Source organism: Chitiniphilus eburneus, from assembly GCF_005048205.1.
Classification (GTDB): Bacteria; Pseudomonadota; Gammaproteobacteria; order Burkholderiales; family Chitinibacteraceae; genus Chitiniphilus; species Chitiniphilus eburneus.
In genome coordinates, this window is record NZ_SUMF01000026.1 from 1 (window position 1) to 24,015 (window position 24,015).

The 24,015-nt window shown below is 64.1% G+C and carries 22 protein-coding genes; 11 read left to right on the top strand and 11 right to left on the bottom strand.

The window, feature by feature from the left end:
* The 9 genes from FAZ21_RS16030 to FAZ21_RS16070 form a co-directional block, all read right to left on the bottom strand.
* The coding region (locus tag FAZ21_RS16030; RefSeq protein ID WP_308418439.1) for a biotin/lipoyl-containing protein at nt 1-374 on the bottom strand (374 nt) is incomplete at its 3' end.
* A gap of 66 nt (nt 375-440) precedes the next feature.
* A complete protein-coding gene (locus FAZ21_RS16035; RefSeq protein WP_136774456.1) occupies nt 441-3,260 on the bottom strand; it encodes a 2-oxoglutarate dehydrogenase E1 component in 2,820 nt (939 codons plus the stop codon).
* Between the two features lie 144 nt (nt 3,261-3,404).
* Nucleotides 3,405-4,685, bottom strand: coding sequence for a citrate synthase (gene gltA, locus FAZ21_RS16040; protein WP_136774457.1), 1,281 nt, complete (start codon nt 4,683-4,685; stop codon nt 3,405-3,407).
* 47 nt (nt 4,686-4,732) lie between these two features.
* Nucleotides 4,733-4,987 carry an FAD assembly factor SdhE gene (locus tag FAZ21_RS16045; RefSeq protein WP_136774458.1) on the bottom strand — a complete coding sequence of 85 codons (255 nt, stop codon included), beginning with the start codon at nt 4,985-4,987 and terminating at the stop codon, nt 4,733-4,735.
* A gap of 77 nt (nt 4,988-5,064) precedes the next feature.
* Nucleotides 5,065-5,775 (bottom strand): succinate dehydrogenase iron-sulfur subunit, encoded by a 711-nt coding sequence (locus tag FAZ21_RS16050; RefSeq protein WP_136774459.1) that lies wholly within the window; start codon nt 5,773-5,775, stop codon nt 5,065-5,067.
* Between the two features lie 13 nt (nt 5,776-5,788).
* Complete coding sequence (gene sdhA, locus FAZ21_RS16055) at nt 5,789-7,561, bottom strand: succinate dehydrogenase flavoprotein subunit (protein ID WP_136774460.1); 1,773 nt, start codon at nt 7,559-7,561, stop codon at nt 5,789-5,791.
* On the bottom strand, nt 7,561-7,908 hold the full coding sequence (gene sdhD / locus FAZ21_RS16060; RefSeq protein WP_136774461.1) for a succinate dehydrogenase, hydrophobic membrane anchor protein: 348 nt from the start codon (nt 7,906-7,908) through the stop codon (nt 7,561-7,563). Before sdhD ends, sdhA begins: the two co-directional genes overlap by 1 nt.
* Nucleotides 7,902-8,276, bottom strand: coding sequence for a succinate dehydrogenase, cytochrome b556 subunit (gene sdhC, locus FAZ21_RS16065; protein ID WP_136774462.1), 375 nt, complete (start codon nt 8,274-8,276; stop codon nt 7,902-7,904). The genes sdhD and sdhC overlap by 7 nt, the downstream gene beginning before the upstream one ends.
* A 140-nt stretch (nt 8,277-8,416) precedes the next feature.
* A complete protein-coding gene (locus FAZ21_RS16070) occupies nt 8,417-9,142 on the bottom strand; it encodes a GntR family transcriptional regulator (RefSeq protein WP_136774463.1) in 726 nt (241 codons plus the stop codon).
* Between the two features lie 235 nt (nt 9,143-9,377).
* On the opposite strand from FAZ21_RS16070, the gene FAZ21_RS16075 reads away from it, so the two are divergent.
* From FAZ21_RS16075 to FAZ21_RS16100, 6 genes are all read left to right on the top strand, one after another.
* The gene (locus tag FAZ21_RS16075) at nt 9,378-10,355 is read left to right on the top strand and encodes a malate dehydrogenase (protein ID WP_136774464.1); all 978 of its coding nucleotides are present in this window, start codon (nt 9,378-9,380) and stop codon (nt 10,353-10,355) included.
* Nucleotides 10,356-10,823: 468 nt separating this feature from the next.
* Nucleotides 10,824-13,091, top strand: coding sequence for a formate C-acetyltransferase (gene pflB, locus FAZ21_RS16080; RefSeq protein WP_246038710.1), 2,268 nt, complete (start codon nt 10,824-10,826; stop codon nt 13,089-13,091).
* 121 nt (nt 13,092-13,212) lie between these two features.
* Complete coding sequence (gene pflA / locus FAZ21_RS16085) at nt 13,213-14,016, top strand: pyruvate formate-lyase-activating protein (protein WP_136774465.1); 804 nt, start codon at nt 13,213-13,215, stop codon at nt 14,014-14,016.
* A gap of 105 nt (nt 14,017-14,121) precedes the next feature.
* Nucleotides 14,122-15,357: a lipoprotein-releasing ABC transporter permease subunit gene (locus FAZ21_RS16090; RefSeq protein ID WP_136774466.1), complete on the top strand. Its 1,236-nt coding sequence runs from the start codon at nt 14,122-14,124 to the stop codon at nt 15,355-15,357.
* Nucleotides 15,350-16,045, top strand: a complete 696-nt coding sequence (gene lolD, locus FAZ21_RS16095) for a lipoprotein-releasing ABC transporter ATP-binding protein LolD (RefSeq protein ID WP_136774467.1) — start codon at nt 15,350-15,352, stop codon at nt 16,043-16,045. Before FAZ21_RS16090 ends, lolD begins: the two co-directional genes overlap by 8 nt.
* Before the next feature lie 261 nt (nt 16,046-16,306).
* Nucleotides 16,307-17,932 carry a DEAD/DEAH box helicase gene (locus FAZ21_RS16100; protein ID WP_136774468.1) on the top strand — a complete coding sequence of 542 codons (1,626 nt, stop codon included), beginning with the start codon at nt 16,307-16,309 and terminating at the stop codon, nt 17,930-17,932.
* 106 nt (nt 17,933-18,038) lie between these two features.
* Here the strand turns inward: FAZ21_RS16100 and FAZ21_RS16105 are convergent, their stop codons facing one another.
* Nucleotides 18,039-18,377: a YkgJ family cysteine cluster protein gene (locus tag FAZ21_RS16105; RefSeq protein ID WP_136774469.1), complete on the bottom strand. Its 339-nt coding sequence runs from the start codon at nt 18,375-18,377 to the stop codon at nt 18,039-18,041.
* 115 nt (nt 18,378-18,492) lie between these two features.
* Between FAZ21_RS16105 and FAZ21_RS16110 the strand changes: the two genes are divergently transcribed.
* From FAZ21_RS16110 to FAZ21_RS16120, 3 genes are all read left to right on the top strand, one after another.
* Complete coding sequence (locus tag FAZ21_RS16110) at nt 18,493-18,987, top strand: GNAT family N-acetyltransferase (protein ID WP_136774470.1); 495 nt, start codon at nt 18,493-18,495, stop codon at nt 18,985-18,987.
* Nucleotides 18,988-19,063: 76 nt separating this feature from the next.
* Nucleotides 19,064-19,441 carry a nucleoside diphosphate kinase regulator gene (rnk, locus tag FAZ21_RS16115; RefSeq protein WP_136774471.1) on the top strand — a complete coding sequence of 126 codons (378 nt, stop codon included), beginning with the start codon at nt 19,064-19,066 and terminating at the stop codon, nt 19,439-19,441.
* Nucleotides 19,442-19,537: 96 nt separating this feature from the next.
* Complete coding sequence (locus FAZ21_RS16120; protein ID WP_136774472.1) at nt 19,538-20,716, top strand: DUF2863 family protein; 1,179 nt, start codon at nt 19,538-19,540, stop codon at nt 20,714-20,716.
* A gap of 134 nt (nt 20,717-20,850) precedes the next feature.
* Here FAZ21_RS16120 and FAZ21_RS16125 read toward each other — a convergent pair whose 3' ends face one another.
* The gene (locus tag FAZ21_RS16125; RefSeq protein ID WP_136774473.1) at nt 20,851-22,011 is read right to left on the bottom strand and encodes an aminotransferase-like domain-containing protein; all 1,161 of its coding nucleotides are present in this window, start codon (nt 22,009-22,011) and stop codon (nt 20,851-20,853) included.
* Nucleotides 22,012-22,478: 467 nt separating this feature from the next.
* Between FAZ21_RS16125 and FAZ21_RS16130 the strand changes: the two genes are divergently transcribed.
* Both FAZ21_RS16130 and FAZ21_RS16135 read left to right on the top strand, forming a co-directional pair.
* Nucleotides 22,479-22,955 carry a MarR family winged helix-turn-helix transcriptional regulator gene (locus FAZ21_RS16130; RefSeq protein ID WP_136774474.1) on the top strand — a complete coding sequence of 159 codons (477 nt, stop codon included), beginning with the start codon at nt 22,479-22,481 and terminating at the stop codon, nt 22,953-22,955.
* A gap of 89 nt (nt 22,956-23,044) precedes the next feature.
* Nucleotides 23,045-23,992 (top strand): dihydroorotate oxidase, encoded by a 948-nt coding sequence (locus FAZ21_RS16135; protein WP_136774475.1) that lies wholly within the window; start codon nt 23,045-23,047, stop codon nt 23,990-23,992.
* The last annotated feature ends 23 nt before the right edge of the window (nt 23,993-24,015 follow it).

Here is a 24,015-nt window from a genome sequence, read left to right on the forward strand (position 1 = left end):
ACGGCGGTGCCGTAGCCGACGGCGGACGCTTCGACGCCAGCGGCCTTGGCCGCGGCTTCCACACGCTGCACTTCCTGCGACGGCGTGGCGGCGGCGGGCGCCGGCGCCGCGGCAGGCGCACCGGCACCGACCTTGGCATCGGTATCGATGGTGGCGATCACTTCGTCGCTGACGACGGAATCGCCTTCCTGCTTGACGATGGACACCACCACGCCGGCTTGCGGCGCGGGAATCTCCAGCACGACCTTGTCGGTCTCGATATCGATCAGGTTTTCGTCGCGGGCAATGGCTTCGCCCACTTTTTTCTTCCAGCCCAGCAGCGTGGCTTCGGATACCGATTCGGGCAGTTGCGGGACTTTGATTTCAATGATCATCGGGAAAATCTCCAAGCGGTTCTTGCTTGCGACAAGACGCGGCAGACACCTGTCTGCCGCGTTGGATTAAAGCGTCATCGCCTCGTCGAGGAAGGCCTTGAGCTGCGCGGTATGCTTGCTCATGTAGCCCACCGCCGGCGACGCGGACGATTGCCGGCCTGCGTACTTCAGGGTCTGCTTCGGACTCGTCACCCCTTCCAGGCGGTGGCGGATCTGGTGCCACGCACCCTGGTTGCGCGGTTCCTCCTGCACCCACATCACTTCGCGGGCGTTGGGATACTTGGCGATCTCCGCCTGCAATTCCTCCGTCGGGAACGGATAGAGCTGCTCGATGCGGACGATGGCGATGTCCTTGATGTCGCGTTCGCGGCGGGCGTTGTCGAGGTCGTAATAGACCTGGCCGGCGCAGACCAGCACGCGCTTCACCTTCTTGGCGTCCAGGCCGGCCGCGTCGCCGATCACGTTGCAGAATTCGCCGCTGACGAACTGCTCGATCGGGCTGGCGGATACCTTGGCCTTCAACAGGCGCTTGCTCATGATGATGATCAGCGGCTTGCGCACCGGGCGGACCATCTGCCGACGCAGCACATGGAAAATCTGGCTGGCTTCGGTCGGCTGCACCACCTGGACGTTGTGCTCGGCACACAGTTGCAGGTAACGCTCGACGCGGGCGGACGAGTGCTCCGGGCCCATGCCGTCATAGCCGTGCGGCAGCATCATGGTCAGGCCGCACAGACGGCCCCACTTGGTTTCGCCGGAGGTGATGAACTGGTCGATCACCACCTGCGCGCCGTTGGCGAAGTCGCCGAACTGCGCCTCCCAGATCACCAGTTCGTCGGGCGCCGACGAGGCGTAGCCGTATTCGAACGCCAGCACTGCTTCTTCGTTGAGGATGGAGTCGATCACCAGGAAGTGCGACTGGTTCTCGGAGATATGCTGCAACGGGATGTAGACACCCTGGTCCCAGCGCTCGCGGTTCTGGTCGTGCAGCACCGCATGGCGATGGTTGAAGGTGCCGCGACCGGAATCCTCGCCGGAGATGCGCACCGCGTAGCCTTCGGTGAGCAAGGTGGCGTAGGCCAGGTGCTCTGCCATGCCCCAGTCGACCCCGACATTGCCGGCGACCATTTCGCGGCGTTCGTTGATCACCTTCTCCACCGTGGTGCGCAGCTTGAAGCCTTCCGGCACGCTGGTGAACGTCTCGGCCAGGCGGCTCAGATCGGCATGCGCGACGCTGGTGGTCACCGGGTGGCGCCAGTGATTGCCCATGTAGCGGGAGAAATCGATGGCGAAGTTACGCTTGTAGTCGGTGAGCGAGGTCTGCTCGACATGTTCGCCGCGATCCAGCGCGGCGCGATAGGCCTGGATCATGCCGTCGGCCTCTTCGGCCGACACCACGCCTTCGGCGATCAGTCGATCGGCGTACTTCTTGCGCACGCCCGGATGCGCCGCGATCTTGCGGTACATCATCGGCTGGGTCACATACGGATCGTCTGCCTCGTTGTGGCCGTGCTTGCGGAAACAGACGATATCGACCACCACGTCCTTGCGGAAGCGCTTGCGGAATGCCAGTGCGGCTTCGATGGCGAAGCACACGGCCTCGGGATCGTCGCCGTTCACGTGGAAGATCGGCGCCTCGACCATCTTGGCGATGTCGGTACAGTACAGCGTCGAACGGTTGTCGCGCGGGTCGGAGGTGGTGAAGCCGACCTGGTTGTTGATGACGATGTGCGTGGTACCGCCGGTGCCGTAACCGCGCGTTTGCGACAGGTTGAACGTGCCCTGGTTGGTGCCCAGGCCAATGAAGGCGGAGTCGCCGTGCACCAGCACCGGCAGCACCTGCTCGCCCGCCTTGTCGCCACGGCGCTGCTGACGCGCGCGCACCGAGCCTTCGACCACCGGGTTCACGATCTCCAGGTGGGACGGGTTGAATGCCAGCGACAGGTGGATCGGGCCGCCCGGGGTGGGAATGTCGGCCGAAAAACCGTTGTGGTACTTCACGTCGCCCGACGGCAGATCGGTGGTCGGACGGCCTTCGAATTCGCTGAAGAGATCACGCGGCAGCTTGCCCAGCGTGTTGACCAGCACGTTCAGGCGGCCACGGTGCGCCATGCCGATGACCATTTCCTGCACGCCGTCGCGCCCGGCGCCCTGCACCAGGGTATCCATGGCGGCAATGAAGCTCTCGCCGCCTTCCAGCGAGAAGCGCTTCTGGCCGACGTACTTGCGGTGCAGGTACTGCTCCATCGTTTCGGCGGCGGTCACCTGCTTGAGCATGCGCTTCTTCTGCTCAGCGCTGAACGACGGCGTGGATTGCACCGACTCGAAGTAGTCCTGAATCCACAGGCGCTGCTCCGTGTTGGTGATATGCATGAACTCGATGCCGAAGTTGCCGCAATAGATGCGACGCAGCCGGCCGACGATGTCGGACAGCGGTGCGTTTTCCGGGCCGACGAGGTTGCCGCAATTGAACTGCACGGCCATGTCGGCATCGGACAGATCGTACTGGGCGAGGTCCAGCTCGGGCACCGGCGCCATGTCCATGCGCTTGAGCGGATCGAGATCGGCGGCGCGGCTACCCATTAGCCGGTAGGCATTGACCAGGCGCAGCACGCCAACCTGCTTGCGGCTGCTTTCGCGCTCGGCCGCCACATCGCGCACGGCGGCCAGGCGCGGCTGGCGCGCCAGCCGGATGAACGATTCCTCGATCGGCGCGCGCGGCACGTCGCGTGCCGGGCCCCCGCTGGCCTGTTGCAGCTTGTCGAAGTAATCGCGCCATTGCGCGGTCACCGACGCGGGGTCGGCCAGGTACTGTTCGTACAGTTCCTCGACGAACGGGGCATTCCCACCAAAGAGGTAGGAGTTCATTTCCAGTTCTTTCATCATGATGCGGGGCTTATCCTTCAGCCGGCCCGCCGGTCCGGCTGCAACCTGTCTTTGAGCAATCCCTGGGTAATGCCGGGGCGGCATCCGCCGCCCCCTTGTCGCGCCACCGTGCTTGGCGATGGCGTCGTCGTGGTCGATGCCGGATCAGCGGTCGCCGGACGGGACGTAGTCGCGACGCGGCGAGCCAGTGTAAAGCTGGCGCGGACGGCCGATCTTCATGCCCGGATCGGAGATCATCTCGTTCCAGTGGCTGATCCAGCCCACGGTGCGGGCCAGCGCGAAGATCACGGTGAACATCGACACCGGGATGCCCAGCGCGGTCAGCACGATGCCGGAGTAGAAGTCCACGTTCGGGTAAAGCTTGCGCTCGATGAAGTACGAATCCTCCAGCGCGATCTTTTCCAGCGCCATGGCGAGCTTGAGCTTGGGGTCGTTCTCCAGGCCCAGTTCCTTCAGCACCTCGTAGCAGGTCTCGCGCATGATGGCGGCGCGGGGGTCCATGTTCTTGTAGACGCGGTGACCGAAGCCCATCAGCTTGTGGGTCTTGGCCTTCACGCCTTCCATGAACGCCGGCACGTTATCCACCGAGCCGATTTCGTCCAGCATCTTCAGCACGGCTTCGTTGGCGCCGCCATGCGACGGCCCCCACAGGCAGGCGATGCCGGCGGCGATGCAGGCGAACGGGTTGGCGCCCGACGAGCCGGCCAGGCGCACCGTCGAGGTGGAAGCGTTCTGCTCGTGGTCGGCGTGCAGGGTGAAGATGCGATCCAGCGCGCGCACCAGCACCGGGTTCGGCTCGTACGGCTCGCACGGGGTGGCGAACATCATGTGCAGGAAGTTGGCGGTATAGCCCAGGTCGTTCTTCGGGTAGTTGAACGGCAGACCCTGGGTGTAGCGGTAGCACATCGCGGCAATGGTCGGGATCTTGGAGATCAGGCGATAGATCGCCACCTTGCGGTGCTCGGCGTTGTTGATGTCCAGGCTGTCCTGGTAGAACGCCGACAGCGCGCCGGTGACGCCGACCATCATGGCCATCGGATGGGCATCGCGACGGAAACCGTTGAAGAAGCGGGTGAGCTGGTCGTGCACCATGGTGTGCTTCATCACGGTGTGCTCGAACTCCTCGCGCTGCGCGCGCGTGGGCAGTTCGCCGTAGATCAGCAGGTAGCAGGTTTCCAGGTAGTCGGATTCCTTGGCGAGCTGCTCGATCGGATAGCCACGGTAATAGAGCTGGCCCTCATCGCCGTCGATGAAGGTGATCTTCGATTCGCAGGCCGAAGTGGCCAGGAAACCCGGGTCGAAGGTGAACATGCCGGTCTTGGAGAAAGCGCGGATATCGACCACGCTGGGACCGAGCGTACCCGGCAAAACCGGCAGCTCGATGCTCTGGCCGCCGTTGTAAGTCAGGGTGACTTTGTTTTCCATCCTTTTGGGCTCCTGGGTAAAAACTCCGGCCTCGGCCGAATATCGATTCATCGTTGTGCCGCCCGTATCCGCTCGATGATCGGCAGCAATCGAGGGGTCGGGCATGGCGACCGGCCGTTGAGATAATCGAGCAGGTCGTTGTCGGGCAATTGCAGCAGCTCGCGATACAGCAGCAGATCCGCTTCGTTCAGTTGAGGCAGCGCTTCGCTGACGAAACGCTCCAGTTGCAGATCGAGTTCCAGCAATCCACGGCGCGAGCGCCAGATGATGCGTTTGAGTTCGACCTCGTCCAATTCACTCACCTCGCGCCTGGGCGCTGTGTTCCCGCGCCGCCCCATGGCGGCGGCGGGTTTGCAAGGGCGGCAGCGCCGCCCTGCGATCAGGCCATCCGCTTGACCATCAGGTCCTTGATCTTGCCAATGGCCTTGGTCGGGTTCAGCTCCTTGGGGCACACGTCCACGCAGTTCATGATGGTGTGGCAGCGGAACAGGCGGTACGGGTCTTCCAGGTTGTCCAGGCGCTCGTTGGTGGCCGTATCGCGCGTATCGGCAATGAAGCGGTACGCCGCCAGCAGGCCGGCCGGGCCGACGAACTTGTCGGGGTTCCACCAGAAAGAAGGACAGGACGTCGAGCAGCACGCACAGAGGATGCACTCGTACAGGCCGTCCAGCTCCTTGCGGTCTTCCTGGCTTTGCAGGCGCTCGCGATCGGGCGCCGGGGTGTCGTTCACCACGTAGGGCTTGATCGAGTGGTACTGCTTGAAGAACTGGGTCATGTCCACGATCAGGTCGCGGATCACCGGCAGGCCGGGCAATGGGCGAATCTGGATCGGCTGCTTCAGATCATCGATGTTGGTCACGCAGGCCAGGCCATTGCGACCATTGATGTTCATCGCGTCCGAGCCGCAGACGCCCTCGCGGCAGGAGCGGCGGAACGAGACGGAATCGTCCACCACCTTCAGCTTGACCAGCGCGTCCAGCAGCTTGTGGTCGGAGGGGCCGAGGTCGACGGTGTAATCCTTCATGTACGGCTTCGCGTCCTTTTCCGGATCGAAGCGGTAGATGCTGAACTTGACGGTACGGGTAGTCATTGATGCATTCCCCTCAGTAGGAGCGGGTCTTCAGCGCGATGGTCTCGACCGACAGGGGCTTGAGATTCACCGGCTTGTAATCGAGGCGGTTGGCGTCGCGGTACCACAGGGTGTGCTTGAGCCAGTTTTCGTCGTCGCGGCCATTCGGGTGCTCGGGCGTATCCGCCGCGTCGTCCCGCACGTGCGCGCCGCGCGATTCGGTGCGCGCCTCGGCGGAGATCATCGTCGCCTTGGCCACTTCGATCAGGTTTTCCAGTTCCAGCGCTTCCAGGCGCGCGGTATTGAAGGTCCTGGATTTGTCGGCGATCTCGATGGTCCTGACCATCGCTTCGACTTCCAGGATTTTCTCCACGCCTTCCTTGAGCATGTCCTTGAAACGGAACACGCCGCAGTGGTTCTGCATGGTGCGTTGCATCGCGGCGCGGGCGGATTCCACCGGCGTGCCGTTCTGCTGGCCGTCCAGGCGGGCGACGCGCGCCAGCGAGCGATCGACGTCGGCGGTGGCCAGCGGCGGCAGGTCCTTGGGCGCGGTCTTGATGTATTCGATCATCGAATTGCCCGAACTCTTGCCGAACACCAGCAGGTCGAGCAACGAATTGGTACCCAGGCGGTTGGCGCCGTGCACCGAGGCACAGGCCACTTCGCCGGCGGCATAGAAGCCCGGCACCACCTGGTCGTGGACCACGACCTCGCCGCGATAATTGGTCGGGATGCCACCCATCTGGTAGTGGCAGGTCGGCACGACGGGGATCGGCGCCTTGATCGGATCGACCCCGGCGAACTTGATCGAGATTTCGCGAATGCCCGGCAGCTTGGACTTGATGACTTCCGGGTCCAGGTGGGTGATGTCGAGCAGCACGTGATCCTTGTGGGGACCGCAGCCGCGACCTTCGTTGATCTCGGTGACCATGGCGCGCGACACCACGTCGCGACTGGCCAGATCCTTGGCGTTGGGCGCATAGCGCTCCATGAAGCGTTCGCCCGCGCTGTTGCGCAGGATACCGCCTTCACCGCGCACGCCTTCGGTGATCAGCACGCCGGCACCGGCCACGCCGGTGGGGTGGAACTGCCAGAACTCCATGTCTTCCAGCGGAATACCCGCGCGCGCCGCCATGCCCAGGCCGTCGCCGGTGTTGATGAAGGCGTTGGTGGACGAAGCGAAGATGCGCCCGGCGCCGCCGGTGGCGAACAGGGTGGCCTTGGCCTGGAACACGTAGACCTCGGAGGTCTCCATTTCCATCGCCACCACGCCCTGGACATTGCCTTGTTCGTCGCGCACCAGATCCAGCGCCATCCATTCGACGAAGAACTGGGTGTTGGCGCGTACGTTGCGCTGGTACAGCGCGTGCAGCATGGCGTGGCCGGTCCGGTCGGCGGCGGCGCACGCGCGGCGCACCGGCTTTTCGCCGAAGTTGGACATGTGCCCGCCGAAGGGGCGCTGGTAGATGGTGCCGTCGGCATTGCGGTCGAACGGCATGCCGAAGTGTTCCAGCTCGACCACGACATTCGGCGCCTCGCGGCACATGAACTCGATGGCGTCCTGGTCGCCCAGCCAGTCCGACCCCTTCACGGTGTCGTACATATGCCAGTGCCAGTGATCCGGCTCGGAGTTGCCCAGCGAGGCGGAGACGCCGCCCTGCGCCGCCACGGTATGCGAGCGGGTCGGAAACACCTTGGACAGCACGGCCGTCTTCAGGCCGGCTTCGGACAATTGCAGGGCTGCACGCAGGCCAGCACCGCCCGCACCGACGATCACCGCATCGAATTTACGAACAGGAACCGCCATCACGCACCCCACACAACATGAATCGAATAGATAAAGCTGGCGACCAGCCACAGGATGGTCAGCACGTGCAGCGTCAGGCGCAGCCCGACCGGCTGGACGTAATCCATCCAGATATCGCGCAACCCCACCCAGGCGTGCCACAGCAACGCGGCGACGGTGACCGTGGTCAGAACCTTCACCCAGGTACAGGAAAACAGTTGCTGCCAGGCTGCATAGCCGGCATCGGAAGCCAGCAGCAGGAAGGCGACGATGCCGACCGCGTAGACCAGCATGATGACGGCGGTGACGCGCTGCACCAACCAGTCGCGCAGACCATAGTGCGCGCCGACGACTTGACGATTTACCATGCCACCACCCCGATCACAGCAGTCAGAACCAGGCTCACGGCCAGGACGATCCTGGCGGTCAGACGCGCCGTCGGCAGGTCCACGCCCTTATGGATATCCATGAGCAGGAAGCGGATGCCGGCACAGGCGTGATGCAGGAAGGCCCACAACACCACCAGCAAGGCCAGCTTGATCACCGGATGGGCGATACAGGCACGGAAGGCCTCGAAACGCTCCGCCGACGACAGCGTACCGGCCAGGGCATACAGCACGAAGGGAATGGCCAGGGACAAAAGGGCGCCACTGATCCGGTGCAGCCCGGAGACGATGGCAGGCAACGGGAAACTGATGTTCCACAGTGCCAGATGCTTGGGGCGTGTTTTGCTCATACGCGCTTCCTTTTCACTAAGTCTTCGCCAAACCGAACCGGCTGGCCCTTCTTCGCCCAACCCGTCACACGAGCCGGATAAATTTCGAATCTTAACAAACCTTGGTGCACCGCCGCATACTGCGCCGATCCCCATTGACGTCATCCCGTACCACCCGGCGGCGGCTCGAAAGCCACCTGCTCGGTACGAATCCACGCCACGCTCCACATCTGCGGGCGACCATCGAAATCGCGTGCCAGCCGCACCAGTTGCAGCAGCGGCTCGTTCAGCTCCACCTGCAACAACTTCGCTTCCACCGCGCTGGCGCCCACCGCGCGCAAACGCAGATCGCCATCCTTGAGCCGAACCCCGAAATCGAGCCAGCACAGCGCGCGCAGGTTGCATTTCAGTTCGCGGATACGGCGAACCTCCAGCACCGGAAACTGCGCCTCGGGCAGCAGCATCTCCTCCAGCCCGATCAGCCTGCCCTGCAAACGGATCAACCGGCGCACCTGCCACAGCGTGGCGCCGCGCCGCAGACCCAGCATTTCCGCCAGCGCCTCGCCGGCATGGATCTTCACACAGCCCAGCAACTCGAAACTGGGGGCCATCGCGCCATCGCCGGTCAGCGAGGAAAACCCCGCTTCCGCGAGATAATCGCGCACGCCCGTGACAAACGTGCCCACCCCCTGCCGGCGCTGCAACACCCCTTCGACCACCAGCTCGTCCAGCGCCTTGCGTACGGTGCCCTGGCTCACACCGAAACGTGCGCCAAGATCGATCTCGCTGGGCAATGCTTCTTCTTCCCGCCAGGCCCCTGCCTGAATCTCGGCAAGAACCTCGCGCATCACCTGACGATAGAGCGGCAACTGAGAGAGTTTGGCCATGTGGGCGCCATTAAATCATGTTGCCGGAGGGGAGTCCACTACAGTCTTATATAAGACAAAAGACCATGGCCGGAACATCGCCGCAAAGCGGCTCGCCCTCTTACATCCAGCGCCTTGCGTGATAGACTTCGCCCGCACTGCACCACATCGAATCTCGCGCAGGGCCACTCAGGTGCGTCCTGCCGTAGTCGTCCCGGGCGTGACAACCGCCACACGTACAACTCGGAGTTACACAATGAAGAAACCTGTTCGCGTCGCCGTCACGGGTGCCGCCGGCCAGATTGGCTACAGCCTGCTGTTCCGCATCGCCTCCGGCGCCATGCTCGGCCCGGATCAGCCGGTGATCCTCCAGCTCCTGGACATCACCCCCAGCCTGCCCGCGCTCAATGGCGTGGTGATGGAACTGGACGATTGCGCGTTCCCGCTGCTGGCCGGCATCGTCCAGAGCGACGATCCGAAAGTGGCCTTCAAGGATGCGGATATCGCCCTGCTGGTCGGCGCCCGCCCCCGCGGCCCGGGCATGGAGCGCAAGGATCTGCTGGAAGCCAACGGCGCCATCTTCACCATCCAGGGCAAGGCACTGAACGAAGTGGCCAGCCGTGACGTGAAGGTGCTGGTGGTCGGCAACCCGGCCAACACCAATGCCTATATCGCCATGAAGAATGCGCCGGACCTGAATCCCGCCAACTTCACCGCGATGATGCGCCTCGACCACAACCGTGCCCTGACGCAAGTGGCGCAGAAGACCGGCGTTGCCGTGACCGAAGTGAAAAAGCTCACCATCTGGGGCAATCACTCCTCCACCCAGTACCCGGACATCTTCCACGCCGAGGTCAAGGGCCAGAACGCGGCCCAGCTGATCAACAACCAGCAATGGCTGGAATCGGAATTCATCCCGACCGTGCAACAGCGCGGCGCCGCCATCATCAAGGCACGCGGCCTGTCCTCCGCCGCCTCCGCCGCCAATGCCGCCATCGACCATATCCGCAACTGGGTGCTGGGCACCCCGGAAGGCGACTGGGTCACCATGGGCGTTCCCGCCAATGGCGAATACGGCTACAGCGACCTGATCTACGGTTACCCGGTCACCTGCAAGGATGGCAAGTACAGCATCATTCAGGGCCTGGAAATCAGCGAGTTCAGCCGCGCCCGCATGGATGCCAGCGCCAAGGAACTGTCGGAAGAGCGCGACGCCATCAAGCATCTGCTCTAAGACGCTTCGTCACCTGTTTCACGACAGCGTTCGGTGCAGTTCGGGATGCCGTGCCAGGAGTTGGACGCGCGGCGGTATGGATACCGCAAGCGGCCGGGGACGCCGCGCGGCGCCCGAAATGCACCGAACCCGCCGGGCTTGCGCCCGCCGCGCGGACAACAAAAAAGCCACGACAGCGATCGTGGCTTTTTTGTTGCAATCCATTGCCTGAACCGACCAGATGGCCCTACCGATACCACCCGGAGCCCTTTGCCAGCGGGCAAAGAGTATACCTGCGCCACCGGGCGGATAAATTGATACGGGTCAATGCCTCGTGCAATTGCTAGGCCTATGATTTGCGTAGAAATTTGGGCGGATAGAGAAGGAATCGAGTGCTAAGCTCTTCTCCATCCCAAGCAGTTCAGCAGGCTGCCCCGACCAGGGCGGCCTTGCGATCATCCCACGCATAATCCCACGAGGAGCATCACCATGAACGCACCGGAAACCCGTATGGGCGAACAACAGTTGGAAGCCTGGCGTGGCTTCAAGACTGGAGAATGGCAGGATAAGGTAGCCGTCCGCGATTTCATCCAGCTCAACTACACCCCTTATACCGGTGACGACCAGTTTCTCGCTCAAGCCACCGAGCGCACCAAGACCTTGTGGGACAAGCTGTCCAATCTGCTTAAACAGGAACGTCAATCGCCCGGTCAGGTGCTCGACGTTGCCGCCGACCGTGGCACGCGCATCAACGCCTTCGGCCCTGGCTATATCGACCAGAGCCTGGAAAAGATCGTCGGCGTCCAGACCGATGCGCCGCTCAAGCGCGCCATCTTCCCGAATACCGGCCTGCGCATGGTCGAATCCTCGCTCGAGGAAATCGGCCGCACGCTCGATCCCAAGATCGAGGAAACCTACCGGCTCTATCGCAAGGATCACAACTCCGGGGTGTTCGACATCTACAACCCGCTGATCCGCGCCTGCCGTTCTTCCGGCGTCATCACCGGCCTGCCCGATGCCTATGGCCGTGGCCGCATCATCGGCGACTATCGCCGCGTTGCCCTGTACGGCATCGATGCGCTGGTCAAATTCAAGAATGCCGAAAAGGCTGAGACCGACGACTTCGACTTCACCGAAGACGTGATCCGCCTGCGCGAAGAGTTGTCCGAACAGATCCGCGCGCTGGGCGAGCTGAAGGAAATGGCCGCCAGCTACGGCTTCGACATCGGTCGCCCCGCCGCCACCGCGCAGGAAGCCATCCAGTGGACCTACTTCGGCTACCTCGCCGCCGTGAAGGAACAGAACGGCGCCGCCATGTCGATCGGCCGGATTTCCACCTTCCTGGATGTCTACGTCGAGCGTGACCTGCAAGAAGGCCGGATCACCGAATCCGAAGCCCAGGAAATGGTCGACGACCTCGTCATCAAGCTGCGGATCGTCCGCTTCCTGCGCACCGAGGAATACAACAGCCTGTATTCGGGCGACCCCACCTGGGTGACCGAATCCATCGCCGGCATGGGCAAGGATGGCCGCACGCTGGTCACCAAGAACAGCTTCCGTTTCCTGAACACCCTGTTCAACCTGGGCCCGGCGCCCGAACCCAACCTCACCGTGCTGTGGTCCACCGGCCTGCCCAAGGGCTTCAAGGACTTCGCCGCCAAGGTGTCGATCGAAACCAGTTCCATCCAGTACGAATCCGACGACGCGATGCGCCCGCACTGGGGCGACGACTACGGCATCGCCTGCTGCGTGTCGGCAATGGAAATCGGCAAGCAGATGCAGTTCTTCGGCGCCCGCTGCAACCTGGCCAAGGCCATGCTGTACGCCATCAATGGCGGCGTCGACGAAAAGAGCGGCAAGCTGGTGGTGCCGGGCTTCGAGCCGATCAAGTCCGAGTACCTGGACTACGCGGAAGTCGATGCCAAGTTCGACAAGATGATGGATTGGCTGGCCAAGACCTACATCAAGGCACTGAACGCCATCCACTACATGCACGACAAGTACTCGTACGAACGCATCGAAATGGCGCTGCATGACCGCGACATCCTGCGCACCATGGCCTGCGGCATCGCCGGCCTGTCGGTGGCGGCGGATTCGCTGTCGGCCATCAAGTACGCCAAGGTGAAGACCATCCGCAACGAACAAGGCGTGGCGGTGGACTTCGAGATCGAAGGCGAATACCCGGCATTCGGCAACAACGATGACCGCGTGGATTCGATCGCCGTCGATCTGACCGAACGCTTCATGAACAAGGTGCGCAGCCACAAGACCTACCGCAACGCGCTGCCGACCCAGTCGATCCTGACCATCACCTCCAACGTGGTGTACGGCAAGAAGACCGGCAACACACCGGATGGCCGCCGTGCCGGCGAACCGTTCGCACCGGGTGCCAACCCCATGAACGGCCGCGACAGCTCCGGCTTTGTGGCGGCAGGCGCCTCGGTGGCCAAGCTGCCGTACGAAGCCGCGCTGGACGGCATCAGCTGGACAGCCTCGGCCACGCCGGATGCCCTGGGCCACACCCTGGTGGACCGGGTCAACAACCTGGCCAACTGCCTGGACGGCTTCTGCGGTGCCACGGGCTTCCATATCAACGTCAACGTGCTCAACCGCGAAACGCTGCTGGATGCCATGGATCACCCGGATCGCTATCCGCAACTGACCATCCGCGTGTCGGGCTACGCGGTCAACTTCATCAAGCTGACCCGCGAACAGCAACTGGATGTGATCAACCGGACCTTCCACGTCCACGCCTGATGCAACAGGCTGGTCCCGGCTGGCGTCGGGACCAGCGGTTCATAAGGCAAGCAGCAAGCAACCAGCTAAGCTGAAAAACAAAGGGCGGCATCGACCGCCCTTTTTTCCATCTGGAGCCAACATGAACGACATCGCCAAACCACTGGGCGATATTCCTCCCGCCGTGGTGGACGAAAACGGCCGGCTGTGCGGATTTGTCCATTCCGTGGAAACCGGCGCCGCCGTCGATGGCCCCGGCGTCCGCTTCGTGCTGTTCGTATCCGGCTGCCAGTTCCGCTGCCTGTACTGCCACAACCCGGACACCTGGAAGCTGCATAACGGCGCCCCGCGCCCGGTGGACGATGTCGTTGCCGAAATCGGCAAGTACGCACGCTTCCTCAAGTTTGCCGGCGGGCTGACCATCAGCGGTGGCGAGCCATTGATGCAGGCGCACTTCGTGCGCGAAGTGTTCTATCGGGTCAAGAAGGAATACGGCCTGCACACCGCCCTCGATACCCAGGGCTTCCTGGCCGCCCACCTGCCGGACGACTGGTTCGACCCGGTGGACCTGGTGCTGCTGGACATCAAGCACATCGACCCCGCCAAACACGAAGCGCTGACCTCCAAGCCACTGCAACCCACGCTGGATTTCGCCGAGCGCCTGGTCGCCATGCGCAAGCACATGTGGATTCGTTATGTGCTGGTCCCTGGCTGGACCGACGACTGGAACGATGTCGAGCGCCACGCCGACTACGTGAAATCATTGTCGGAACGCGCGCCGGGCTGTATCGAGCGCGTCGAGGTGCTGCCCTTCCACAAGATGGGCGAGCCCAAGTGGAAGGAACTGGGGCTGAAATATGAACTCAGCGATACGCCCGCCCCCAGCACCGAGCTGGCGGAACGGGTCCGGGAACAATTTCGCGCCCGCGGACTCTTCACCTGTTGAGTGCCACGCCGGCGTGACAATGGAATCTTTCACTCCGGCCACCCTCCCCTGACGCCGCAGGTCGCGTGCTACACTCGCGGCGCCTTTGCCTACCCTCGGTAATCCATGTACGAACTGTTGATCGGCCTGCGATATACGCGCGCCAAACGTCGCAACGGCTTCATCTCGTTCATTTCGCTGGTCTCCATCCTCGGCATCGCCCTGGGCGTGGCCGCCCTGATCATCGTGCTGTCCGTGATGAACGGCTTCCAGGAGGAAGTGCGCAGTCGCATCCTGGGCATGGCGTCGCACGTCCAGGTCACCGGCCCCGGTGGCACGCTGGCGCACTGGCGCAACGTGGCCGATCCGGCCTTGAAGCTCGAACATGTCAAGGCGGCGGCCCCCTTCGTATCCGGCCAGGGCCTGCTCAACTACAGCGGCCAGGTGCGTGGCACCCTGATCCGCGGCATCGATCCCAAGCTGGAACCCGGGGTTTCCGAGGTCACCCGCAACATCATCGGCGGCAGCCTGGATCACCTGCAACCCGGGCGGTTCAACATCATCCTCGGCTGGCAACTGGCCGCCGAACTGGGCGTGCAGCCGGGCGACAAGGTCACGCTGATCACCCCGCAAGGCCAGGTGACGCCGGCCGGCCTGGTCCCCCGCTTTCGCCAGTTCACCGTGGCCGGCCTGTTCCGCGCCGACTACTACCCCTACGACGCCGGCCTGGGCCTGATCGACCTCAGCGACGCCCAGAAGCTGTTCCGTACCGGCGACTCGGTCTCCGGCATCCGCCTCAAGCTGGACGATCTGTTCAACGCGCGCGCCGTTGCGCGCACGCTGGTGGACGCCATGCCCGGCATCCTGGCCAGCGACTGGACCCAGGAAAACCCCACGTACTTCCGCGCGGTGGAAATCGAAAAACGCATGATGTTCATCATCCTGACGTTGATCGTCGCCGTGGCCGCCTTCAACCTCGTATCCACGCTGGTCATGGTCGTCACCGACAAGCAGGCGGATATCGCCATCCTGCGCACGCTGGGCGCCTCGCCGTTCTCCATCATGAAAATCTTCGTGGTGCAGGGCGCGATTTCCGGCTGCGTCGGCACGCTGGCCGGCGTGGCGGGCGGCGTGCTGGTCGCGCTCAACCTGGATGTGATCGTTCCGCTGATCGAAAAGGTGCTCGGGTTCCACATCCTCTCGCCCGATGTCTACCTCATCACCGAACTGCCATCGCGGGTGGAATGGTCCGACGTCGGCACCATTGCGGGCATTTCGTTGCTGCTGGCGCTGCTCGCCACCCTCTACCCCAGTTGGCGGGCGTCACGCGTGAACCCGGTGGAAGCACTGCGCTATGAGTGAACTCATCCTGAACGCCCAGGGCCTGGGCAAGACCTACCGCAGCGGCAAGCTGGATACACCCGTGCTGTCCGGGATCGACTTCACGCTCGCAGCGGGTGAAACCGTGGCCATCGTCGGCGCCTCCGGCTCGGGCAAATCCACCTTGCTGCATTGCCTCGGCGCACTCGACCAGCCCAGCGCCGGCTCGATCAGCCTGCTGGGCAGCGATCCGTTCCGCCTGGGAGAACAGCAACGCGGCGCGCTGCGCAACCGGCACCTCGGCTTTGTCTATCAGTTTCATCACCTGCTGCCGGAATTCAGCGCGGTGGAAAACGTGGCCATGCCGCTGTTGATCCGACGCATGGACCGGCCGCAGGCCTTTGCCGCCGCGCGGGACATGCTGTCCCAGGTGGGCCTGGGCCATCGCCTGGAGCACAAGCCGGGCGAGCTGTCCGGCGGAGAACGCCAGCGCGCCGCCATCGCCCGCGCCCTGGTCACCCGGCCGGACTGCGTGCTGGCCGACGAACCGACCGGCAACCTGGATCGCGGTACCGCGGACGCGGTGTTCGCGCTGATGATGCAACTCAATGCGCAATTGAACACCGCCTTCGTGCTGGTCACGCACGATCCCGATCTCGCCGGCCGCTGCCAGCGCGTCCTGCATCTCACCGATGGCCGCCTCGGCACGGAGATGGCGGTTCAGCAATAACCGGCGAACATCCGGTTCGCCCTCCGCCACACCACGGCTGCCGCACTTTTTACGAAAAATCATAAACTTGTTGCAACGCAATGCGGATGTATGGATAATCCGCACCTTCGTCGAGCCAACCCATGGCTGGCGATAAATTTGATTCATCGCCTCTAGCCTTTTCCGCGGTTTCGAGCCTGGTTCCATGCAGGCGTGTGTTGCGGTTGTCCCGGTTAGCGTCGATGCCCCGCGCCATTACGCGCCTAACCGAGGAATTACTGCATGACTCACCCGATCCAGGGCGAGTGCGGCTTTGCTGCGCTCGGCCTTTCCACCGAACTCGTCCGCGAACTGAACAAGCAAGGCATCACCGAGCCCACGCCGGTCCAGGCCCAGGCTATCCCCGTGCTGCAGGAAGGCCATGATCTGATGGCCTCCGCCCAGACCGGCACCGGCAAGACCGCCGCGTTCCTGCTCCCCGCGCTCAACCGCCTGTCCCGCCCCGCCACCCATCATGGCAAGGGCCCCCGCGTGCTGGTGCTCACCCCCACTCGCGAGCTGGCCGAACAGGTGTCCAAGGTGGCCATCACCTATGCACGCAGCACCCAGCGCTGCAAGGTCGTCACCATCACCGGCGGCGTTCCGTACCCGGTTCAACATCGCGAACTCGCGCTGCCGCTCGAAGTGCTGGTCGCCACCCCGGGCCGCCTGACCGACCTGATGCGCAGCGGCCGGATCGATTTCCGCCGCCTTGAACTGCTGGTGCTGGACGAAGCCGACCGCATGCTGGACATGGGCTTCATCGACGAAGTGGAAGCCATCGTCGCCCAACTGCCGCAAAATCGTCAGACCGCGTTGTTCTCCGCCACGCTGTCCGAAGCGGTACAACGCTTCGCCGCGCCGATGCTGAAGGACCCGCGCAAGGTCGAACTGGCACCGCAAGGCCTGCCGACCGCCAACGTGCAACAAGCCGTGCACTGGGCCGACGGTTACGAACACAAGCTCAAGCTGACCGCCGCGCTGCTGCAATCGGCCACCGAGACCCAATCCATCGTTTTCGTCGCCACCAAGGCCGACGCCGACAGCATCGCCGACTGGCTGCGCCTGGAAGGCATCAAGGCCGACGCCATGCACGGCGACCTGCAACAGCGCGTGCGCCGCAAGGTGCTCGATCGCCTGCGTCGCAGCGAAATCGATGTCCTGGTCGCCACCGACGTGGCCGCCCGTGGCATCGACGTGGCCGGCATCGGCCAGGTGCTGAATTTCGACCTGCCCAAGTTCGCCGAAGACTATATCCACCGCATCGGCCGCACCGGCCGCGCGGGCCGCAAGGGCTCGGCCATCTCGCTGGTCACCAAGAACGACTTCGGCGCCTACACCCGGATCAGCCGTCGTTATGAAGTGAAGTTCGAACAACTGGAACTGGAAGGTCTGGAAGCGCGCTTCAAGCCCGGCCAGGGCCGCCCGCAAGGCGACCGTGGTGCCCGCAAGCCGGGCGGCTACGCCGGCAACAAGCCGCGTACCGGCCAGGGTGGCGGCGGCTGGAAGGGGCGCGATCACGATCAGCGCGCGCCGCGCACCGACCGCCCGTATGCGCAGAACGAAGGTGGCGAACGCCAGTTCGAACGCGCACCGCGCGAAGGCTTCCAGGCTCGCTCGCAACAGCCGCGCAGCTACGAGGATCGCCAGCAGAAGCCCTACGGACACCAGTCCCACGAAGGCCAGCCGCGCGAATTCAACCGCGCGCCGCGTGAAGACCGTTTCGCAGGCAAGTCCGGCGATTCGCGTAGCGACAAGCCCTATGGCAAGTCGTCGTACAGCCGCGATGGTCACCGTGACGGCCAGCGCCGCGATTCGCACCACCACGACGGTCAGCCGCGTGGCAATGGCAGCCGCTATCAAGGCTGATCGCGCAATCCGGCAGTGACGAAAACGGCGCGTTTACGCGCCGTTTTTCATTGGGGCGTAGCCGGCACGGCATCGCGAGGGCGGCCCCGCAGGCGACCGGTGACGATCAGTCCCCGGCCCCCAGCGGAGGCAGGCCATGACGCGCCCGCGCCCGATTGCACGCCGTGCCAAACACGCCGACCTCTGCCAGTGGCGCAAACTCCCGGCAGGGGCCGGGGCGCTCCGCATAGATACCGCAACGGACAGCGACCCCGATCTCGCCCACCAGCGCGAGGCAGCGTGGCCGGGCATAGTCCGTGCCTTTGAGCCGCGCCAGCGTTGTGGTTTCGCGATCAGCCAGGCCATCGGGCACGCAACCGCCCTCGCCCTCCAGTTCGGATACATCGAAGGTGACGCGAAACGCCGCGCAGCAAGCGCCGCATGAAAGACAGTGGCTATCACTCATGATGGGATACGGATGGGGAAACGCCGGAATGGTATCCGCTACACCACCATTGCCGCGAGCGGCGAATCCGGGCTACCCTTGTTTGCTGAATAGATAGAAAGGTTTTTGAATACCCATGCAGCTTCGCCTGCTCCAGGAATCCGATCTCGATACCGTCTTGGCCATCCAGGCACAGTGCTACCCGCATGCATGGCTGGAAAGCCGCGCGGTGTTCGCCCGCAAGCTGGCCTTGTCGCCGCGTTCGAACTGGGTGGCGGAGGATGCGGACGGCGTGCTGGGTTACCTGTTCACGCATCCCTGGCATGGGGCGCATCTGCCACAACTGGATACCCGGCTGCCGGCATTGCCCAGCAATGCCGATCAGCATTTTCTGCATGACCTCGCGGTACACCCGCGCGCCAGAGGGCGCGGGGTCGCCGCGCGGCTCGTATTGCACGCGCTGGCCTGGGGCATGGCCGAAGGCCTGCGCGAAGCGCGCCTGATCGCCGTATTGGGCGCGGAACGTTTCTGGAGCGGTTTCGGTTTTGCACCGCTTGAACAGCCTCAGGGCCAGCTTGCCGCCTATGGCGAGCAGGCGCGTGCCATGGGGCGGGTGCTCGCCCCGCCCTGACCGGACCCGACCGTCATCATCACGGAGGGCCGGCCTACACAGCCGGCCTTCTTCTTTTTTCAAGGAACCCGCATCTATGAAACCGACCATCGTTCTCGCCGAATCCGACCTGGAACGCCTGGAAACCCTGATCGCGCGCCAGACCACGCGCACCCCCGCCATCGATGCGCTGGAAGCGGAAATTGCCCGTGCCGAGATCGTCGATGCCACCGCCCTGCCGCCCAACGTGGTCAGCATGGGCAGCACCGCGCGGTTTCGCGATCAGGCCACCGGCCAGGAACATGCCTATACCCTCGTCTACCCGCACGAGGCCGACATCGTCGCCGGCCGTATCTCGGTGCTGGCCCCCGCCGGCAGCGCGCTGCTGGGGCTTGCGGTCGGCCAGACCATCGACTGGGCGGCCCCGGACGGCCGGGTGCTGCATCTGGAAGTGCTGGCGGTCAGCCACGGCTGAGCGCATCGCCTCGCGTCGGGGCAAGCCGGAACAAGGTTGACGGTGACGCGGCTACGGTACAATCGCGCATCTTTCGAAAACAGAGCAGGAGCAGCCATGATCAAGCGCAATCGTCCTTCGCGCCGTGGACGCAGCACGGCCGATGAGGCGGATCTGGTACGACTGGCCGAAGGCATGGCCGATTCGTCCAGCCGGCTGGAAGACGGTTTCTGGGCCGCGCGGCTTTCCGCCGCCGTGGCGCGCCTGATCGCGGAGCGCGACGAAGACACGCTCAATGCCGCGCTCGATCAACTGAGCCAGCATGACCCGGACGCTTACAACGCCCTGGCCGACGCCGTGGAAGGCGCCTGTGAATCCGCGCGCATCGAACGCAATGGCGCGGCATGGGATGTCCTGCTGTTCACCGCCCCGGTGCTGGCGTGGTCCCGCTGGCAGATTCCCTCCGAAACGCTGAACGCGGACGCCCTGCAAAACCTGCGCGTCCACCTTGGCGCGCACGTACTGGCCCGCGACGTGAAAGTGGCGCTGGCCGACTATCTGTTCAGCCCGGATCAACTGCCGCGTGGCTTTGTCCCCACCGCCGAACTGACGCAGGCGCTGGCCGAAGCGGCGTTCAGCGGCGGCAGCCTGAAGGTGCCCGTTCGCGAACTGCCGGAAACCAAGCAGTTCCTGTCCGATACCCGATACCTGATCGGCGCCGCGCTGGTGCCGGCCGGTGGCGCGATCTTCCGCTGGCAGGAAGAAGACGGCGATCGCGAAGAAGCCTTCAAGCAATGGGCGCAGCAAGGCGGCGCCGCCTTGCAACCGCTGCTGCCGGGCTGCGCGGTGGAACCCTGCATGCCGGGCGCCTACCACGCGGCATGGCGCGAGGCCGACCGCGAATCGCGCGCCTATTCACTGCATGCCACCGTCACCTTCCTGATGCTGTCGCTCAATATCGACGCGCGCCAGTTGCAGGCCACCATCGCCCCCTTCGTCGGGCGCCGCCTGGAAGAATACCGGGTGGGCTTCGTCAAGCTGGGCTCCGACCAGGTGCTGCATGGCGTGGTCTGGCCCTTGCTGGATGGCGAGGACGAAAACACCGACATCGTGGGCGAGATCGAAGCTGTGCTCAAGGAAATCGGCGTCAGCGAAATCCGGGTGCACGAACACGATTTTCCGCTGGATTACTGCGACGACTGCGGCTCGCCGCTGTATCCCAATCCGGACGGCGACGTGCTGCACGCGGAGCTGCCCGAAGAAGAAACGCCGGAACAACCACGGCATCTGCACTAGGGCGTGTCGTCACCTGTTTCACGGCATCCCGAACTGCACCGAACGCTGTCGTGAAACAGGTGACGACACGCCCTAAGAACGGGATGGAAAAAGGCCGGCTGATCGCCGGCCTTTTCAATGGGCCACGCCGAGGTTCAGGCAGCCTCGGGCAGTTGCTCCCGCAGCAGCTCCGCCAGCCGCGCGATCCCCGCCTCGATGCGTTCCGGCGCGGCATGGCTGAAATTGAGCCGCAGATAGGAGGCGCCGGCCGCCTGCTGGAAAAACGCCTCGCCCGGCATCAATGCCAGATCGCGTTGCAGCGCCTCGCGCATCAGCGCCATCGTGTCCAGCGCGCCGGCCAACCGCACCCAGAAGAACAAGCCGCCCCACGGGCAGGCCCAACTGGCATGCCCGCCCAGATGGCGCCGTAGCGCCGCATCCATGGCATCGCGCCGTGCCCGGTACAGCGGCAGTACGCTGGCGACGTGGCGATCCAGCGCACCATTCGCCAGCACCTGCATCACCAGGTGTTGCGACAGCCGGTTGCTATGCAGATCGGCCGCCTGCTTCAGCCGGATCAGCGGCGGCATCAGATCGGGATGCGCCACCAGATAGCCCAGCCGCAGGCCGGGCGACAGCGTCTTGGAGAACGAACCCTGGTAAACCCAGCGCGCACGGTGCAGCCGCCCCGCGATGGGCGCCGGGGCCGGGCCTTCGTAGGACAGATCGCGATAAGGGTCATCCTCGAACAACACCGCGTCGTGTCGATCCAGCGTCGCGGCAACCCGATCGCGCTCGGCATCCGAATAGCAATAGCCGCTGGGGTTCTGGAAGGTGGGCGTGAGATACGCCAGCCGCGCCCGCGCGGCCTGCGCCTCGAATTGCGCCAGGTCCGCCCCGGCCAGCGGATCGACCGCCACCGGCAGGCATTCCGCGCCAAACAGGCGGAATGCCTGCAATGCGGCCAGATAGGCGGGCGCCTCGACCAGCACCGGCGTTTCGCGCTCGATCATCAGCTTGGCGACCAGATCGATCCCCTGCTGCGAGCCATTGAGGATCAGCACCTGCTCCGGCGTACAGGCCAGCCCCAGCGCCCGCACCCGTTGCGCGACCAGCTCGCGCAATCCCCACTCCCCTTCGCTCTGGCCGTACTGCCAGACATCGGGCAGCGCCTGCAAGGCAGTGGCATCGGGCCGAAACAGGGCTTCGTCGGCCGGCAGGCCGCCGGCAAAGGAAATGACTTCGGGACGTTGGGCGGCGGCGAGGATATCGCGCACCAGGGATGAAGTAAGACGGTCGATACGCTGGGCAAACATCACGGCACTCCGGCAGGGGCGAAATGGAGGAATTCGCAGGGGCCGGCGCGGGTGGGCACCGTGGTTCACCATTAGGGCGAATCGACCTTCAAACATGGGATGCGTTGGTTCGTGGGCCGGGTGGCTGCGCGAAGCGCGGCGCCGCAGAGAGCCTTCCTCTCTGCAAGCCGTGCGACAAAGCAGACATCGGCCCACGGACCAACCCGAAGGGAAGGAGGAAGGCCGGCGCAGCGCTGCGTTGTGCCTCGCTCGTGGGGATCACCCCACTTCGCTCGACACGCCTTGCCCTGCATCCGGCCTTCGTCCTTCGCACCCACGTTTGAAGGTCGATTCGCCCTAGGGCCGGAAACGGATACGTCGGGCCCTGCCGCCGTCGGGCCTGCGGATAGGCATGGCCACGGCGGGTGAATGATGCGATAAAGTCAAGTTACTTGCCCTATCATGCCACGCGAGATATATAAGTCAATATGGTTGATATAAATAGCCAGGACGAACGGCTCAATGCCGCCATGGAGCTGTTCTACTACGCCTACCGCGCCTTCACCGCCCAGCCCGATACGCTGCTCGCCGCGCGCGGCTGGGGCCGGGTCCACCATCGCGTGCTGTATTTCGTGGGCAGGGAACCCGGCCTGTCGGTCAACACGTTGATTGCACGCCTGGGGGTCAGCAAGCAGGCACTGCATGGGCCGCTGCGCGACCTGCAAGAGGCCGATCTCATCGTCGCCACCCCCGCCGAACAGGACAAACGAGTGCGCTGCCTGTCGCTGTCGCCGGCCGGCGCCACACTGGAAAACGAAATATCCAGCAGCCAGCGCGTGCTGCTGGCCACCGTGTTCCAGGACAACGGCAGCGATGCCGCGCAGGGCTGGCAGCGCATCATGACGGCGCTGGCGGCCCACGACCAGAGCGTAAGCATCTGCCCGAACAGGCGGCCACCCGCCTAGGCTAATTATCCGATTCTTGATCACGCGCACGGCGATGAAAGGGGTTGCGACCTAAGCTTCAGAAAATTCGGCAAGCCCAGGAGCCCACCATGCCCCACTATGCCAGTCCCGAGCTCGCAACCACCTTCCTCGAGCAACCGCTCGACAATCCGTTGATGAATGCCGCAGGCGTGTGGTGCACGCTCGCCGCCCAACTCGACGCGCTGGTGGAAAGCAGCGCCGGAGCAGCCGTGACCAAAAGTTGCACGCTGTCCCGCCGTGACGGTAATCCAGAACCACGCTATCGCGCCCTGCCGCTGGGCAGCATCAATTCCATGGGCCTGCCCAACGAGGGGCACGTCTATTACCTGGATTACGCGGCCTGCCACGATTACGAGCGCAAACCGCTGTTCGTCTCCGTCTCGGGCCTGTCGCTGGACGACAACCTGACCATCGTGGCCGCGCTGCGCGAGGCCGTGCTGCCGGCGTTCCTGGAACTGAACCTGTCGTGCCCCAACGTCGAAGGCAAGCCGCAACCCGGCTACGACTTCGAGGCGATGGACCAGTTCCTGGCCGAAGTGGCCACCGCGTATCGCCGGCCCTTCGGCGTGAAACTGCCGCCGTACTTCGACTTTGTGCATTTCGACAACGCGGCGGAAATCCTCAACCGCTACGACAACCTCGCCTTCATCACCTGCATCAACTCCATCGGCAATGGCCTGGTGATCGATACCGAAAGCGAAAGCACCGTGATCCGGCCCAAGGACGGCTTCGGCGGCCTGGGTGGCGACTACGTGCTGCCGACCGCGCTGGCCAACGTCAACGCGTTCCACCGCCGTTGTCCCGGCAAGACCATCATCGGTTGTGGCGGTGTCAGCACTGGCGAACACGTCTTCCAGCATCTGCTTGCCGGCGCCACCCTGGTGCAGGTCGGTACCGCGTTGCACGAGGAAGGGCCGTCGATCTTCGACCGGCTGCAAAAGGAGCTGCGCGAGCTGATGGCAAAAAAGGGGTACACCCGGATCGAGGATTTCCGGGGTCGCCTGAAAACGCTATAGCGCGAGGCGACACCCGCGATCGA

Excerpts from the sequence above, each read along its gene's own strand:
- FAZ21_RS16035 (WP_136774456.1), bottom strand. The coding sequence starts at position 3,260 with ATGATGAAAGAACTGGAAATGAACTCCTACCTCTTTGGTGGGAATGCC.
- gltA (WP_136774457.1), bottom strand. The coding sequence starts at position 4,685 with ATGGAAAACAAAGTCACCCTGACTTACAACGGCGGCCAGAGCATCGAG.
- FAZ21_RS16050 (WP_136774459.1), bottom strand. The coding sequence starts at position 5,775 with ATGACTACCCGTACCGTCAAGTTCAGCATCTACCGCTTCGATCCGGAA.
- sdhA (WP_136774460.1), bottom strand. The coding sequence starts at position 7,561 with ATGGCGGTTCCTGTTCGTAAATTCGATGCGGTGATCGTCGGTGCGGGC.
- sdhD (WP_136774461.1), bottom strand. The coding sequence starts at position 7,908 with ATGGTAAATCGTCAAGTCGTCGGCGCGCACTATGGTCTGCGCGACTGG.
- sdhC (WP_136774462.1), bottom strand. The coding sequence starts at position 8,276 with ATGAGCAAAACACGCCCCAAGCATCTGGCACTGTGGAACATCAGTTTC.
- FAZ21_RS16070 (WP_136774463.1), bottom strand. The coding sequence starts at position 9,142 with ATGGCCAAACTCTCTCAGTTGCCGCTCTATCGTCAGGTGATGCGCGAG.
- FAZ21_RS16075 (WP_136774464.1), top strand. The coding sequence starts at position 9,378 with ATGAAGAAACCTGTTCGCGTCGCCGTCACGGGTGCCGCCGGCCAGATT.
- pflB (WP_246038710.1), top strand. The coding sequence starts at position 10,824 with ATGAACGCACCGGAAACCCGTATGGGCGAACAACAGTTGGAAGCCTGG.
- pflA (WP_136774465.1), top strand. The coding sequence starts at position 13,213 with ATGAACGACATCGCCAAACCACTGGGCGATATTCCTCCCGCCGTGGTG.
- FAZ21_RS16090 (WP_136774466.1), top strand. The coding sequence starts at position 14,122 with ATGTACGAACTGTTGATCGGCCTGCGATATACGCGCGCCAAACGTCGC.
- lolD (WP_136774467.1), top strand. The coding sequence starts at position 15,350 with ATGAGTGAACTCATCCTGAACGCCCAGGGCCTGGGCAAGACCTACCGC.
- FAZ21_RS16100 (WP_136774468.1), top strand. The coding sequence starts at position 16,307 with ATGACTCACCCGATCCAGGGCGAGTGCGGCTTTGCTGCGCTCGGCCTT.
- FAZ21_RS16105 (WP_136774469.1), bottom strand. The coding sequence starts at position 18,377 with ATGAGTGATAGCCACTGTCTTTCATGCGGCGCTTGCTGCGCGGCGTTT.
- FAZ21_RS16110 (WP_136774470.1), top strand. The coding sequence starts at position 18,493 with ATGCAGCTTCGCCTGCTCCAGGAATCCGATCTCGATACCGTCTTGGCC.
- rnk (WP_136774471.1), top strand. The coding sequence starts at position 19,064 with ATGAAACCGACCATCGTTCTCGCCGAATCCGACCTGGAACGCCTGGAA.
- FAZ21_RS16120 (WP_136774472.1), top strand. The coding sequence starts at position 19,538 with ATGATCAAGCGCAATCGTCCTTCGCGCCGTGGACGCAGCACGGCCGAT.
- FAZ21_RS16125 (WP_136774473.1), bottom strand. The coding sequence starts at position 22,011 with ATGTTTGCCCAGCGTATCGACCGTCTTACTTCATCCCTGGTGCGCGAT.
- FAZ21_RS16130 (WP_136774474.1), top strand. The coding sequence starts at position 22,479 with ATGGTTGATATAAATAGCCAGGACGAACGGCTCAATGCCGCCATGGAG.
- FAZ21_RS16135 (WP_136774475.1), top strand. The coding sequence starts at position 23,045 with ATGCCCCACTATGCCAGTCCCGAGCTCGCAACCACCTTCCTCGAGCAA.